The sequence below is a fragment of the Methylocystis rosea genome (genome assembly GCF_003855495.1).
GTDB classification, from domain to species: Bacteria; Pseudomonadota; Alphaproteobacteria; order Rhizobiales; family Beijerinckiaceae; genus Methylocystis; species Methylocystis rosea_A.
The window spans coordinates 1,232,432-1,246,710 of the sequence record NZ_CP034086.1; the positions used below are offsets into that span (position 1 = coordinate 1,232,432).

Consider the following 14,279-nt stretch of genomic DNA (forward strand, 5'->3'; position numbering starts at 1 on the left):
GGCGCTTCTTAAACGTCCTAATGACTTGGCCTGCGAGAGGCTTGGCGAGAGCCGCTTTTTCCAGCGTTGTTGCCGCACTGTCACGGACACATGCTGCTTTAGGCAGACCGCCTCAGCAGGGGCTCAGATTTCCGAGTGGTAGAGTGACTTCGACAACTGCAGCCAAACGGTCAGGGGCCGCACGCCCTCGGCTGGCAGCTCGCGCCTTCGACGCGACAACGTCGAATGATCCAGGGCGTTTTGTCAATCGCGAATTGTCCTGGCTTGCCTTCAATCGACGCGTTCTCGAAGAGGCGTCCAACGAATCTCATCCGCTGCTCGAGCGGCTGAGGTTTTTGGCGATCTCGGCGAGCAATCTCGACGAATTTTTCATGGTCCGAGTGTCAGGTGTCATCGAGCAAATTGAGCGCGGCCAGACGCCGGGAATGGATGGTCTGACGCCGTCCGAGCTGCTCGCCCGCATTTTCGAGTCGACCGATAAAATGAGCCGCGACCAGGAAATGACCTGGCGATTGTTGCGCGAGCAACTCGAAGGCGTCGGCGTCACGCTGCTGGAGCGCGCCGATTGGACGAGCGCGGATCTTGACCGGCTCGACGCTCACTTCAATAGCCACATTTTTCCCGTGGTGACGCCCATCGCGATCGACCCGTCGCACCCCTTTCCCTTCATCCCCAATCTGGAATTGTCCCTAGCTGCGCAACTGGTTCGGGAGAACGATGGGCGCGACCTCACGGGTCTCGTGCGCATTCCGGGAACGCTGACGCGATTCGTACGCCTCGACGACGGTCCGAATGACGCACTGCGTTTCGCGCGCATTGAGGACGTCATCGCACAATTTCTCGACCGGCTGTTTCCCGGTTGCGTGATCGGCGCGCTCGGCCTGTTCCGAGTCGTTCGCGATCTCGACATCGAATTCGCGGAGGAAGCGGAGGATCTCATCCGCGAATTCGAGGCGGCCATCAAAGAACGCCGGCGAGGCTGCGTCATACGTCTTGAAGTCAATTCGTCCATGCCCTTGGCGCTGCGCGATTTTGTCGCGTCGCAGGTCGATGTTTCGCCAAGGGGGATGATCGTTCAAAGCGAAAAACTAGGTTTGAGCAGTCTTTCGCAGATCGTCGGCGTCGACCGACCGGAGCTGAAGTTTCCAGCTTTTTCGCCGCGCCATCCCGAACGCGTCAGCGAATTCGACGGAGACTGTTTCGTAGCGATCCACGCGAAGGACATCGTCGTTCATCATCCTTACGAGTCCTTCGACGTCGTCGTGACTTTCCTCCAGCAGGCGGCGCGCGACCCCAGGGTCGTGTCGATCAAGCAGACGCTCTATCGGACCTCGTCGGACAGCCCGATCGTTCATGCGCTCATCGAGGCGGCTGAGAACGGCAAATCGGTGACCGCGCTCATCGAGCTCAAAGCGCGTTTTGACGAAGAAGCCAATATTCGCTGGGCGCGCACCTTGGAGCGCGCCGGCGCTCAGGTGGTCTTCGGATTCCCCGAACTAAAGACTCACGCCAAGCTCTGCATGGTCGTTCGCGAAGAAGAGCATGGCGCGGTCACGACTTATTGCCACGTCGGCACGGGCAATTATCATCCGGTCACGGCGCGCATCTATACGGATCTCTCCGCCTTCACCGCCAATCCGGCGATCGGGCGCGATGTCGCGCGGATCTTTCATTACATCACCGGCTCGGGCGTTCTGGCGCCTCTCGAGCGGATGTTCGTGACGCCGATCACAGCGAAGCAGCGGCTGCTCGAACATATTCAACGCGAAGCGGAACATGCGGCCGCCGGGCGGCCCGCCGCGATTTGGGCGAAGTGCAATTCCCTCGCCGATCCGGAGATCATCGACGCGCTTTATCAAGCGAGCGCCGCGGGGGTCGCCATCGAACTCGTCGTCAGGGGCATCTGTTGTCTAAGGCCCGGCGTGAAGGCCCTATCTGAGAACATCCGCGTGAAATCGATCGTCGGACGGTTTCTCGAACATTCACGCATCTACGCTTTTGGCGACGGCCACGGTCTGCCTCATAAAGAGGCGGCGGTCTATATTTCTTCGGCTGACCTGATGCCGCGCAATCTCGACCGGCGTGTCGAAACGCTGTTCCCGATCACGAACGAGACGCTGCACGAACAGATTCTGGAACAGGTGCTGCTCGCCAATTTCCTCGACAATGTTCAAAGTTGGCGCGTTCTTGAGGACGGTTCGAGCCGGCGCATGACGCCGCCGGAAGGCGAAGGACGCTTCAGCGCGCAAGAGTATTTCCTGGACAATCCGAGCCTTTCAGGCCGCGGCGAGGCGCTGCGAGCTTCAGCCCCGCAGCGTTTGACGAAGGATGAGGAGTCGATCGAAAGCGCCGCGGAATAGCAAACCTATCGCGTTTGATCTTCGCTCAGCGTTCAAAGCCTTTAAATTTCGTCTCTCGGGCAAAGTTCACGGCCACGTCATTTACGCGGCCTAACTTGAACCGTATCGACGGGGATCGTTGAAAAGATCAGCAGCCGCGATCCAGCACAGCCCGCGAGATCAAGAACGCGGTAAAACGCCGTCGCGACACTCCATTCTCATGCGAGGCGCCATTATGAACGATGTCGCTCTACTCACTGACCCGCTACCCAAGGTTTGGAATCCCGAAAGCCGCATCGGAGACATGTTGCGCGGCAAACGAGGTCTTGTCGTCGGCGTCGCGAACGAGAATAGCATCGCCTTTGGATGCGCGTCTAAGCTGCGCGCCTTTGGCGCCGAACTGGCGGTGACTTACGCAAACGAGAAGTCCGAACGCTATGTTCGTCCGCTCGCCGAACAAATTCAGGCGAGCTTGATCATGCCTCTCAATGTCGAGCATCCCGGAGAGCTTAAGGCCGCTTTCGACCAGATTCGCACTGAATGGGGACGGCTGGACTTTGTTATTCACTCCATCGCGTTTGCGCCGCGCGACGATCTTCATGGACGGGTGATCGACTGTTCGCTCCAAGGCTTTCAGCAAGCGATGCAAATCTCCTGCTATTCATTCATCGAAATGGCGCGTCTCGCCGAGCCGCTGATGACGGAAGGCGGGGCGATACTGACGATGAGCTATTATGGCGCCGACAAGGTCGTCAACCACTACAACATCATGGGTCCCGTCAAAGCCGCGTTGCAGGCGACGGTGCGTTATCTAGCCGCGGAACTCGGCGACAAGGACATCCGCGTCTACGCGGTCTCGCCCGGTCCGCTGAAGACGCGCGCCGCCAGCGGCATCGCGCAGTTCGACGAACTCGTCGACGCGGCTGTCGCACGCAGCCCCGCGCATCGACTCGTCGACATCGCCGAAGTTGGGCGCGTCGTCGCCTTCCTCGTTGGAGGCGGCGCGTCCGGAATGACTGGCGACACGATCTATGTGGACGCTGGCCTGCACAACGTCGCCTGAGGAGCACATAATGCAAGACGGCATTTCGGCTGAAAGGGCGGCGGCGATGATCCCTGACGGCGCCAGCGTCATGTTCGGCGGTTTCTTGGGCGTCGGCTCTCCGGATCGTGTGATCGACGCTTTAGTGGCGCGCGGCGCGCGGGGGCTGACTCTGATCTGCAACGACACCGCCTCGCCAGGAAGAGGCGTCGGCAAGCTCATCGAGGCCGGATGCGTCGCACACATCAAAGCGTCACACATCGGGACGAACCCGATTACGCAGAAGAAAATGATTTCGGGCGAAATTGAAGTCGAGCTTGTCCCGCAGGGAACCCTCGCTGAGCGAATTCGCGCCGGCGGCAGCGGGCTTGGCGGCGTATTGACGCGAACAGGCGTCGGAACCGTCGTATCAGAAGGCAAGCAGGTGTTGGAAATCGACGGCGAGAGCTTTCTGCTCGAGATGCCGTTGCGCGCCGATTTCGCGCTGCTGCGTGCGCATGAGGCGGATCATTTCGGCAATCTTACCTACCGGCTGACGGCGGCGAACTTCAATCCGGTGATGGCCTTCGCCGCTGACTGCGTCATTGCCGAGCCCGAAGAGATCGTTCCGGTCGGCGTGATCCCGCCGGACGCCGTGCGCACGCCTGGCGTGCTCGTGCATCATCTCGTGAGGAGGCCGCAGTGATGGACGCTAAAGAGGTCATCGCGCGTCGGGTCGCTCTCGAATTGCGTGACCGCACCCTGGTAAATTTGGGCATCGGTCTGCCCACGCTCGTTGCGTGCTACGTGCCCTCGGGAATCTCGGTGGCGTTTCAGAGCGAAAACGGCATTATCGGCTTTGGCGAGCCGCCGCCGGATGGTCTGGAGGATCCTTACCTCACAGACGCCGGGGGCGGATACATTTCCGCTCTCCCCGGAGCCGCCGCATTTGACAGCGCGATCAGTTTTGCGCTGATCCGGGGCGGACATCTGGACATGACCGTTCTCGGCGGCCTGCAAGTCGATTCAAGCGGCCGTCTCGCGAACTGGATGGCGCCCGGCAAACTCGTCCCAGGCATGGGCGGCGCAATGGACCTCGTCGCCGGCGCGAAGCGCGTCATCGTCGCCATGCAACACACGGCCAAGGGGCAACCAAAAATCGTCGAGGCTCTAACGCTTCCGCCCACGGCGGCGCGGCGCATCAGCCTCATCGTCACCGAACTGGCGGTGATCGAGCCTACAGACGAGGGGCTGGTATTGCGGGAGCGGGCGCCCGGCGTAAGCGTGGACACGGTCGTCGCAAGCACGGGAGCCAAGCTGTTGCTCGACGGCGATACGCCGACAATGCCGATCGTTTCGCCTGAGCGCGTGGCCGCCTGAGGCGCACGCGTCCGCCCCGTGGTCGACACCGCTGCCGCATCGCTGCCGAGCGATCCTTTTGGAGAGCCTGCCATGTTGAACGTCTCGCCTAGAAATTTGGCCTCCTTCGACGTGGATGACAAATCGGGCGCTGCGCAAAAAGGAGCTCTCCTCAATGGCGACCTATCGAAGTTGGCGGAGCTGGCTCAATCTCTCGTCGAACTGAGCGGCAGTCATTTCGAGAAGATCGCCTCCAGCTATGGCGACGCCTCGCGCACACACCTTGGCGAATGGCAGATCATAAGCCGCGAACTGTCGCAGTCAGGAGATCTGCCTGGGAAGTTCGCAGAATATGTGACCGACGCCGGCCAACGCTGGATCTTGTTTCTCGACATCATGCGGGAAGTCGGGAATTTCGCCGTTGAGCAAATGGAGGGCGGCGAGCGGCTCGTCCTGGTTTACGACTTTAACGTCGTGATCGACGGCCGCACGCTCGAGCGCCCGACGAATTACTTGCTTGTGCAAATCCAGCCGCCCGAAGGCGTCCAGACCGACCCGACGTTGCGTCCCTATATGATCATCGATCCGCGCGCGGGCCACGGAGCAGGGATCGGAGGCTTCAAGTCCGATAGTCAGGTCGGCGTCGCTCTTGCGCATGGCCATCCTGTCTATTTCGTGATCTTCCTTCCCAAGCCTCAGCCCGGTCAGACCTTGGCCGATGTTTGCATGGCCGAAGGCGCTTTCGTGCGCGAGATCGCCAAACGTCATCCCGTCGCGCCTCGGCCGGTGATCATCGGCAATTGCCAGGGCGGCTGGGCGGCAATGCTGCTTGCCGCGTCCAATCCCGATCTGACTGGCCCAGTGGTCGCGTCCGGCGCGCCTCTCAGTTACTGGGCGGGCGTGCGGGGAAAGAATCCGCTCCGCTATTCAGGAGGCCTTGCGTTCGGCGCGCTGCCGGCTGTGATCACGTCGGACATTGGCAATGGCGTTTTCGATGGCGCGCATCTGGTCCTCAACTTCGAGTTGATGAACCCGCACAACACCTGGTGGTCAAAATATTACGACGTGTTCGCAAAAGCGGACACCGAAGGGCCGCGTTTCAAGGGGTTCGAACGGTGGTGGTCGACCTTCTATTTCATGAACGAGGCCGAGATCCGCTGGATCGTCGAAAATCTGTTTATCGGCAACAAGCTTCAAGGCAGTCAGGCATTCCTCGGCGGGCGCGCCCCAGTAGACTTAAGGAAAATCAAAGCTCCCATCATTGTGTTCGCCAGCCAAGGCGACGACATCACGCCGCCGCAGCAGGCCTTGAACTGGATTCCGGTGGTCTATGGCGACGAGCGCGAAATACGGGCGCGCGGCCAGCGGATCGTCTACATGGTCCACGAGGACGTCGGCCATCTGGGCATTTTTGTATCGGCCAAAGTCGCACAAAAACAGCACGACAGAATCGTCACGACGTTGGAGATGATCGAATCCCTGGCGCCCGGCCTTTATGAGATGCGCATCGAGAAAAAGACTGGTGAAGGCACGAGCGCCTACTACGTCATGTCCTGCGAAGAAAGGGGCGTCGCCGATATCCGCGCGCTGGATGATGGCGCTGGCGACGAGAAGTCTTTTGCGTTGGTCGCGCGTTTGTCGGAATTCTGGGTCAATGCATACGAGTTCGGAGCGCGTCCCTACGTCAAGGCGCTGGCTTCGCCGGCCCTCGCGGACGCATTGGTATGGTCGCATCCGCTCCGCGCGCGCCGCTACCTGTTATCGGACAAGAATCCGGCGGTGGCGCCGATCGGGACTTTCGCCGAGACGGTGCGCAAAGAGCGCAAGCCCGCGGATCCGTCCAACCCCTTCCTGAAGAGCGAGGCGTTGGCCGCCGGCTTGATCGAGCAAACATTGAAGTTCTGGAGCGACGTCGGCGCCGCCGCCAAGGAACTGATGTTTATCAGCCTCTATGCAAACCCGTTCCTGATGCGGATGAATGAAGGATACACGCCCGAAACGGACGCCAAGCTTGGCGAAACGCTGCGCGAATTGCCAGAGGTGGAGGCTGCGCTCGCAAAAATTGATCAGGGTGGCTTCGCCGAGGCGGTCGTCCGCATGCTGATCCTGATGGCCCGCTCGCGCGGCGCGGTGCGCCAAAGCAGGCTTGAGCGATCCAACCTCGTCCTCCGATCGACGGAGCCGTTCAAGAGCCTCGGGGACGAACTCCGCTCAGCCATAATTCATGAGCAGACGCTCATCATCGACTTCGAGCCCGACGCCGCGATTGCGGTGTTGCCCAAGATGTTGCCGACATTGGAAGAACGCCAGCGCGCGATCGCGCTCGTTGAAGAAATCGCCGGCGATCCATTGGAGATGGCCGAAGCGACGGCAAGGCTAATCGCTGTTCTGCGCGAGACGCTGCAAACGCAAGCGCTTGTTGAGCCGCGAGAAAAGTCCCTGCAAGCTTGAAGCAAGAGTTAGAGATATGCGCTCGAACAAGCTCTTCAATGAATTAGCGGTGGGGCAGGAAGCGTCGATCGCCAGAGTCGTCGCGCCCGAGGACTTCATCGTGTTTGCCCACGCCAGCGGCAACCTCAATCCCGCCCACCTTCCGGACGAGAAAAATGATCGAGGTTCGGAAGCGGTGGCCCCCGCAATGTGGGTCGGTTCGCTTTTTTCCGCAGTTCTCGGCAATTTACTGCCGGGCGCCGGAACGAGCTATCTGTCGCAGACCCTTCGGTTCAACGTCAGAGCCCATATCGGCGACTCGCTCCTCGTCTCGGTGCGAGTGGAGGAATTGCGACCGCCCTCGACCGTTATGCTGCGCACCCAGGTCCATCGTGGTTCCGAACTCGTTGTCGACGGTATGGCCGAGGTGCTCGCCCCGACCATCCGGCAGACAATCGATGAAGAGGCGCTCCCTGGACTGACGCTGCAGCGCCATGTGCATATGGATCGGCTGCTTGCCGCCTGCGCTTCGCTGGCGGCTCTGCCAACGGCCGTCGTCGCTCCGGAGGAGGAAAATGCGTTGCTCGGCGCGCTCGCCGGCGCCCGCGAAAAGCTGATCGTGCCAATCCTCATCGGCGACGAAAAGAAAATTCGTAGCGTCGCCGCGTCTTGCGGCGCGGATCTTACGGGCATCGCCATCGAGAACGCCTGCAGTCATGATGCTGCTGCGGCGCGAGCCGTCGAACTTGTGCATCAAGGCGCGGTGGCTGCAGTGATGAAAGGGCATCTTCACACCGACGAGTTGCTGAAACATGTGGTGAAATCGCAGGGCGGCTTGCGCGTTGGCCGCCGCATCAGCCACGTCTTCATCATGGATGCGCCGACGCTGAAACAGCTTGTGCTCGTCACTGATGCAGCAGTGAATATCGCTCCGACGCTCGAAGAAAAGGTCGACATCGTTCAGAATGCGATCGATCTCGGCATCGCCCTCGGGATCGATCGCCCAAAGGTCGGCGTTCTCTCCGCTGTCGAGACGGTCAATCCAAAAATTCAGTCGACTCTTGATGCGGCGGCTTTGTCGAAAATGGCTGAGCGCAATCAAATCCGGGGCGGCGACGTCGACGGGCCGTTGGCGATGGACAACGCCCTCAGCCTCACCGCCGCTCGCAGCAAAGGCATCCATTCGCTGGTTGCCGGTAGGGCGGATATTCTCGTCGTTCCCAACCTCGAATCGGGCAACATATTGGCGAAAGAGCTGACCTATGCGGCTCAGGCCGAAGGCGCCGGCCTGATCATCGGCGCAAAGGTTCCGATCCTATTGACGAGTCGCGCGGATGACGAACAATCCCGTCTGTTCTCCTGCGCCGTTGCGAGCCTCTATGCCCATTGGCTAGCGACGGGCCAAAGCGCAGTCGAAGCGGAAGAAGCCCTGCGGGAAGCCGCACAGTGAGACGCCATGTCGTCACCTTGAACGCCGGCTCCTCGTCGATCAAATTCGCTTTGTATGCGGCGGAGGACGGCGAGGCGTCGCCCCTCGCCCTGGGCCTCGCGGAGATGACGGGAGAAGAGCGGCGGATAAGAGTGCGAGATAACTCTGGGGCAACGCTTTACGACGACGTCTGGTCGCAGACGGATGGCGCGGCTTTCCATGAGGAAGCTTTGAGGCGAATCCTCTCCTGGCAGGACGAAGCATTTCCCAGCGCGAACATAGACGCGGTGGGCCACCGTGTCGTTCATGGCGGCGTCCATTACGACGCCCCGGTGATCATTACCGGCGAGGTGATCGATCGGCTCGAGAAGCTCGTCCCGCTTGCTCCCCTGCATGAGCCCCACAACATCGCCGGGATCAAAGCTGCGCGTGACGCTTGGCCTGAATCTATTCAAGTGGCGTGTTTCGATACGGCGTTTCACCGCAGTCACCCCTTCGTCAATGACGTTTTCGCGCTACCGCGGCAATATTATGCTGAAGGGGTTCGACGCTACGGCTTTCATGGATTGTCTTACGAGTATGTGTCGACAAGGCTCAGGAAGGTCTCGCCGACTCACGCCAAAGGACGGGTGGTGGTCGCACATCTGGGGAACGGTGCGTCGATGTGCGCGATGCAGAACGGCCGATCGGTGGCGAGTTCTATGGGGTTCACGGCGCTCGACGGGCTCCCAATGGGCACACGTTGCGGCCAACTCGACCCGGGCGTCGTTCTCTATTTGATGCAGGAGAAAAAGCTGGGAGCCGAGGAGATATCGAACCTCCTCTATAAGGAGTCGGGTCTGAAAGGCCTATCCGGGATCTCTCACGACATGCGTCAACTTGAAGCTTCGGATGCCTCCGAAGCGCGAGAAGCGATCGAATATTTTGTGTTTCGCATTCGGCGCGAACTCGGCGGACTAACGGCTGTTCTGCAGGGAATTGACGCTATCGTTTTTTGCGGCGGCATCGGTGAAAACGCGTGGCGGGTGCGCGAGCGGGTGCTCGAAGGCATGGAATGGCTCGGCGTCGAGCTCGATCGCCACGCGAATGAGCAGCAGAAGGAAGTCATTTCCTCCGCGAAGTCTTCAGTGCGGGTGTTTGTCATTCCGACCAACGAGGAACAGATCATAGCGCGTCATGCGCTTCAGCTGGCGGATGCGAGAGCGGACGCTCTGGTTTGATTTTATGGCTAATTTAAACAATCGAGTGGGGTTCGCGAGACCTCAATCGATCGGAAAATGAAGGGCGTTTCTTGGACCGTTTGGCAGCAGATCAATCTGTTGATATCCAAACCCCGCGACCCATCGCTTCTAATCAGCTTCTAATTTTTAAAACACTTGCTTTGGAAATGTGTGCGTTCTTCATAACTATTTGAATTTATGGTGCCGGTTGCAGGCATAGAATCTAACCGACAAAAATCATTGGAATACAAGTTGGTAGCGTGTAGCAGTCAGACAGTTCGACCTTACCGTTAGCCTATCTTTTGGCGTGAGCGAGCCTGATTGCAGACAACACGGCTTGACAATTGTCGAGCTTTCGCCTATCACGGGCACTGCGAAAAAAGATAACCGGACGCTAAGGGCGTCTGGCGCTTTTTCGCGTCAGCACTCTTCCCGTCCAATCCGACAATCTTCCTCGCGACCGCTACGCGCGGGCGAGGTGACGAATGGGTGCTGAAGATGACGCATATCTGTGCTCGGCCGCAGCCGGCCGACCCACTGGTGACAGGGCAGACTTTCGCCGCCGAACTTGGCGTGAGCGCGCCGACTTTTCACAGATGGAAACGGGAAGGGCGGCTCCCGCCGCCAGCTCGCGTGCCCGGCGTGCCGCGCTGGCGACGCAGCGCCGTCGAATGTTTCAAGGGCGCCGCTGCCGCCACCTCGCAGGAGGCCGGCCGATGAACTCTCATGCACGATTTGAAGCCGCTCTTGTCGCCGCTCGCGGCGCCGAGCCGTTATCAGACGCCCACAGGAGCGCGCTCATGTCACCGCCGCGAACACTCGTTTTGGACGCCGGGGCGGCTGAGATGGACGGATTTTCTAGCATCGGCGGAAACGTCAATGTCCACGCGTTTGCGCAACACATGCTGGAACAGCACGCCGAGAGGGTCGCGCGCGTCGAAAGAATCCTCGCCATTCTGAACGGCGACGTCGTTCTCGACGCCTACGAATCACCACGGCTTATCAGCTTCGTCGCGTCGCTTCGTCACGGCGTCCCGCGCGTGCTCAGCAAGGCGCTCCGCCTTCTGCCCGATACTTATCCGGTTGCTGCCGCCGACGCGCTCGCAGCCGCGCTGCGCGACTTGCGCGCGTGGCGTCAAAACCGACCGGAGCCGCCGACGCGAGAAATCCTGGCGCGCGATCGTGGAGTCGCCTGATGGCTGTAATTCTCGACTTTCAAACCGAAAAGCGGCGCATCGAACTTATGGAACTCGACGACTTGGGCTTTGCGCTCGCGTGGCGCGACGCTTTGCTTTCGCCGGGATACGACGAATCGGCGAGCGGTCTGTTTAGGACCGTCGCCGAAGTTCGCTCGCGAACGCATCACGACCGACACCTTCGCGCGGCGCAAGGCGCGACGCGAAACCTGCCTTCTTTCTTCGTGATTTACGAACGTGCGGGCGGGGAGATTTACCTATGACGCAATTCATAAAATTAACTTCCGAACACGGCGACGCGCGGATGTTTCCACGCGACTCAATCAAGAGCGTCGCGACCGAACGCGAGGCGCAAGGTCATTTTGTCCGTTTCCGGGAGCCGACGCGCGAGAGTTGGTTTCTCGCGAGTCTTGCCGACCTCGACTCTCCGCCGGCCGAAACGATTGTCGGCGCGGCGACCGGCTGGGCTGTGGTCGAGATAAAGCCGCAAGATGGCCTGCTCACGCCAACGTTTCACCCTGTGGTCGCATGGCGCGTCCGTCCGGGCGAAGCGCCCGAGCCTGTTCACGTCGGGCCGCCGGTAACGTCTGAAATAATTATCGATGCTGAAGGGTTCGGGCAGAATTGGCGGCGGAACTCTGCTTTCAAATTCGCAGAATGGTTGGCGAAGCGCCAACGTTCGGAGTTTCGCAAGGCCGGCTGGCCGAGCGTGAAGCCGGACGCCGATGGCGTGTTGCGGCTAGACTTCGGACCGCCCGGAAGTGAGCCCCGCGAACTGGCGTTCGCAGAGGAAATCATCACAAGCGACGATCCGAACTTTGCAGACATAGCGAGGTCGGAAATTGAGGCGATGCACGTGCGCTTACGAGCGGCAAAAACGGCGGAAGTGAAGCCGGCGTGAGCGCCAACGAAAAAGCCCGGCAACGCGTGGGGCGCGGCCGGGCGAAGTCCTGTAGCAATAATCGGGGTTTCATATATTGGATACAAACATCATAGTCAAGCCGGTCTTGACAGATAATTCGGACGCCGTAACGCCTTCCGGCAATCATAAACCGGAACACAAGATTGTCCGTGGGAACCACGACAATGGCCGCCGGCTTGTTGATGCGGGCCTTGCCATATTTCCTGTTCACGTCACCCCGGACAAAAAGAAAAGACCGATCGCGAGCGCATGGACGCAACTCAACTCGGAGTTGACGGACGAACAGCGCGCCGCTGTCGTCGCGGATTTCCGAAAGGAGCATGACGGCCGCGAGCCAGCGTATATCGGCGCGACCAACAATCGCTTTGGACTCAAGAAAATCGGCGAAGCGATCGATCCATGGCGCACGCCTTATGGTTGGTCTATCTCGACCGGGCCAAGCGGACTCTTCGTCATCGATTGCGATGGCGCCGAAGCCGTCGAATGGTTTCGCGAGTTTTGCGAGGAAAACGATATCGACCTCTCGCAATGTCCTCAGGTAAAAACGCAAAGTGGGGGGTGGCACATTTACTTTGCAGACGACGCGGCGTCGCCGACGCGAACGGCAGCGGGTTTGAAGCGCTGGAAATCTGACGACGGAAAGAGGATCGCAGGCATAGACCTTCGCGCCGCAGGCGGGCAGACGGTCGCCCCCAACACTTTGCTGACCGATGGTCGCGAGTATGCAGCGATTGAGGGAACGGCAGACCTCGCGACGGCTTACGCTTCGAAGTCGATTCCCTTAGTCCCGCAAGTGTTGCGCGAATGGGTCGGCGCGAACCGCAGCAAGGCGACGACAGATGTTGACGACATCGAGATTGCGAAGCTGCGCGCAGAAGTCGACGGCGCTCCGATTCCATCATTCGATGAAATCGTAACCCCCATTGGTGATCTTGATTTTGAGGCGGCCCTTAGCGAGAACGCGCGTTTGCGCGCAGCATGGGAGTCCGATGTAGACGGCGACCATTCTGCGGCTCGGATGGCGCTCGCAAATCATCTTGCGATGGCCTTTCCTGGCGAACTGACGGCCGCTCAGTATGCGGCGTTCCTTAGCGAGTTCGAAGGGGCGGGGACGTTTGATCCCGAGAAACGCAAGCGCCCAGCGGAAGCGCAGAAAGGCCGATACGACACACGCGATATAGCCCGCGAGTTTGCGAAGGCGCAGATGAATTATTACGCCCAACACGCGCCGTCAGATGGTAGCGCGTTCACTGCGATTGAAGGTGAAGATGGCGCGGATCAATCCGCGTCGCCCAAAAAGGCTGGCGTCAAATCCCTGATTGAGTTTTGTGCGGAATACACACCTGTCGAATTCTTGTTGGACGGCGTTATCGAGCGCGCCAAACTCTACACAATGACCGCGCCTACCGGGGCGGGCAAGACGACTATGCTGGCGTCGCTAGCGCTCGCGGTCGCGGCGGGTCGCGATGACGTGTTTGGGAGAGAAACGCCGCAAGGCCGGGTGCTCTATTGCTCATTTGAGAACCCGGACGATTTCCGTGTGAAATTGATGGCCGCCGCGGAAGCGCATAGAATCGAACTCGGCGCCATCAACGCAAACTTTAACATTCTCGACGTGCTCCGCGATCCAAAGGCGTTGTGCAAGAACGCTGAGCGGAGCGGCCCATATGCCCTCGCAATCATCGACACTTTGCAGGCGGCTTTTCAGGGGGACGACTCGAACTCAAACGATCAAGTCAAGAAATTCGCCCAAGGCATTCACCCGATCACCCTGCTTGAAGGCCGCCCGAGCGTCATCATGGCGGCGCACCCGGTCAAGGGCGCCGACAAGGACAAATTAGTCCCGTATGGCGGCGGCGCGCTGCTCAATTACGTGGATGGCAACTACACGCTTTGGAAGCCGCAAAGCAGCAATGTCGCCACGTTGCATTATCAAGGCAAATTTCGGGGTTCTACCTTCAGCCCCATCTCGCTCGATATCTCGGGTTTCGAGTCTTCATTGCTTGACGCCAAGGGCCGGCGCAGGTGGTTGCCGGTTGCTCGAATCATGGACAATGAAGCCGCGGCGAGCGCCAGGGCGAGAGAGGAACGCGACGCCCTGTCAGTTGACGCCCGATGGCTTCACGCTATCAGCCGCGCGCCCGAGGCGACGCAGGATGTGTTGAGCCAAACGATGGGCGTGAGCAGACCGGCCGCGCAGCGGCGTCTCTCTAAATTAAAGGAGCAGGGCTTGCTAGCGCTCATGGACGGAAAGCGCGTTCTGACGGACGCCGGACGCCAAAAGCTGGCAGAGGCGGAGACGGCCGCGAAGCGGACTTTCGAAGCCGTGCCGGAGGAAGATGACGCCCACTTGTGATCCGACG

The 14,279-nt window shown here is 59.9% G+C and carries 11 protein-coding genes; all 11 read left to right on the plus strand.

What is annotated here, in order from left to right:
• Positions 1–20: 20 nt before the first annotated feature.
• The 11 genes from EHO51_RS05890 (at position 21) to EHO51_RS05940 (ending at position 14,272) form a co-directional block, all read left to right on the plus strand.
• A complete protein-coding gene (locus tag EHO51_RS05890) occupies positions 21–2,360 on the plus strand; it encodes an RNA degradosome polyphosphate kinase (protein ID WP_432431923.1) in 2,340 nt (779 codons plus the stop codon).
• Between the two features lie 214 nt (positions 2,361–2,574).
• Positions 2,575–3,402 (plus strand): enoyl-ACP reductase FabI, encoded by an 828-nt coding sequence (fabI, locus tag EHO51_RS05895; RefSeq protein ID WP_196394624.1) that lies wholly within the window; start codon positions 2,575–2,577, stop codon positions 3,400–3,402.
• 10 nt (positions 3,403–3,412) lie between these two features.
• Positions 3,413–4,066: a CoA transferase subunit A gene (locus tag EHO51_RS05900; protein ID WP_205789000.1), complete on the plus strand. Its 654-nt coding sequence runs from the start codon at positions 3,413–3,415 to the stop codon at positions 4,064–4,066.
• Positions 4,066–4,740, plus strand: a complete 675-nt coding sequence (locus tag EHO51_RS05905) for a 3-oxoacid CoA-transferase subunit B (protein ID WP_124738114.1) — start codon at positions 4,066–4,068, stop codon at positions 4,738–4,740. The genes EHO51_RS05900 and EHO51_RS05905 overlap by 1 nt, the downstream gene beginning before the upstream one ends.
• A gap of 72 nt (positions 4,741–4,812) precedes the next feature.
• Positions 4,813–7,170: a DUF3141 domain-containing protein gene (locus tag EHO51_RS05910; protein ID WP_124738115.1), complete on the plus strand. Its 2,358-nt coding sequence runs from the start codon at positions 4,813–4,815 to the stop codon at positions 7,168–7,170.
• Positions 7,171–7,186: 16 nt separating this feature from the next.
• Positions 7,187–8,599 carry a bifunctional enoyl-CoA hydratase/phosphate acetyltransferase gene (locus EHO51_RS05915; protein WP_124738116.1) on the plus strand — a complete coding sequence of 471 codons (1,413 nt, stop codon included), beginning with the start codon at positions 7,187–7,189 and terminating at the stop codon, positions 8,597–8,599.
• The gene (locus EHO51_RS05920) at positions 8,596–9,798 is read left to right on the plus strand and encodes an acetate/propionate family kinase (protein ID WP_124738117.1); all 1,203 of its coding nucleotides are present in this window, start codon (positions 8,596–8,598) and stop codon (positions 9,796–9,798) included. Before EHO51_RS05915 ends, EHO51_RS05920 begins: the two co-directional genes overlap by 4 nt.
• A gap of 845 nt (positions 9,799–10,643) precedes the next feature.
• A complete protein-coding gene (locus EHO51_RS05925; RefSeq protein WP_124738118.1) occupies positions 10,644–10,994 on the plus strand; it encodes a hypothetical protein in 351 nt (116 codons plus the stop codon).
• Entirely contained in the window at positions 10,994–11,257 is a 264-nt protein-coding gene (locus tag EHO51_RS05930; RefSeq protein ID WP_124738119.1) for a hypothetical protein, read from the plus strand. Before EHO51_RS05925 ends, EHO51_RS05930 begins: the two co-directional genes overlap by 1 nt.
• On the plus strand, positions 11,254–11,895 hold the full coding sequence (locus tag EHO51_RS05935; protein WP_124738120.1) for a hypothetical protein: 642 nt from the start codon (positions 11,254–11,256) through the stop codon (positions 11,893–11,895). Before EHO51_RS05930 ends, EHO51_RS05935 begins: the two co-directional genes overlap by 4 nt.
• Positions 11,896–12,001: 106 nt before the next feature.
• Entirely contained in the window at positions 12,002–14,272 is a 2,271-nt protein-coding gene (locus EHO51_RS05940) for an AAA family ATPase (RefSeq protein WP_164479354.1), read from the plus strand.
• The last annotated feature ends 7 nt before the right edge of the window (positions 14,273–14,279 follow it).

Excerpts from the sequence above, each read along its gene's own strand:
- EHO51_RS05905 (WP_124738114.1), top strand. The coding sequence starts at position 4,066 with ATGGACGCTAAAGAGGTCATCGCGCGTCGGGTCGCTCTCGAATTGCGT.
- EHO51_RS05925 (WP_124738118.1), top strand. The coding sequence starts at position 10,644 with ATGGACGGATTTTCTAGCATCGGCGGAAACGTCAATGTCCACGCGTTT.
- EHO51_RS05900 (WP_205789000.1), top strand. The coding sequence starts at position 3,413 with ATGCAAGACGGCATTTCGGCTGAAAGGGCGGCGGCGATGATCCCTGAC.
- EHO51_RS05935 (WP_124738120.1), top strand. The coding sequence starts at position 11,254 with ATGACGCAATTCATAAAATTAACTTCCGAACACGGCGACGCGCGGATG.
- EHO51_RS05910 (WP_124738115.1), top strand. The coding sequence starts at position 4,813 with ATGTTGAACGTCTCGCCTAGAAATTTGGCCTCCTTCGACGTGGATGAC.
- fabI (WP_196394624.1), top strand. The coding sequence starts at position 2,575 with ATGAACGATGTCGCTCTACTCACTGACCCGCTACCCAAGGTTTGGAAT.
- EHO51_RS05930 (WP_124738119.1), top strand. The coding sequence starts at position 10,994 with ATGGCTGTAATTCTCGACTTTCAAACCGAAAAGCGGCGCATCGAACTT.
- EHO51_RS05915 (WP_124738116.1), top strand. The coding sequence starts at position 7,187 with ATGCGCTCGAACAAGCTCTTCAATGAATTAGCGGTGGGGCAGGAAGCG.
- EHO51_RS05890 (WP_432431923.1), top strand. The coding sequence starts at position 21 with ATGACTTGGCCTGCGAGAGGCTTGGCGAGAGCCGCTTTTTCCAGCGTT.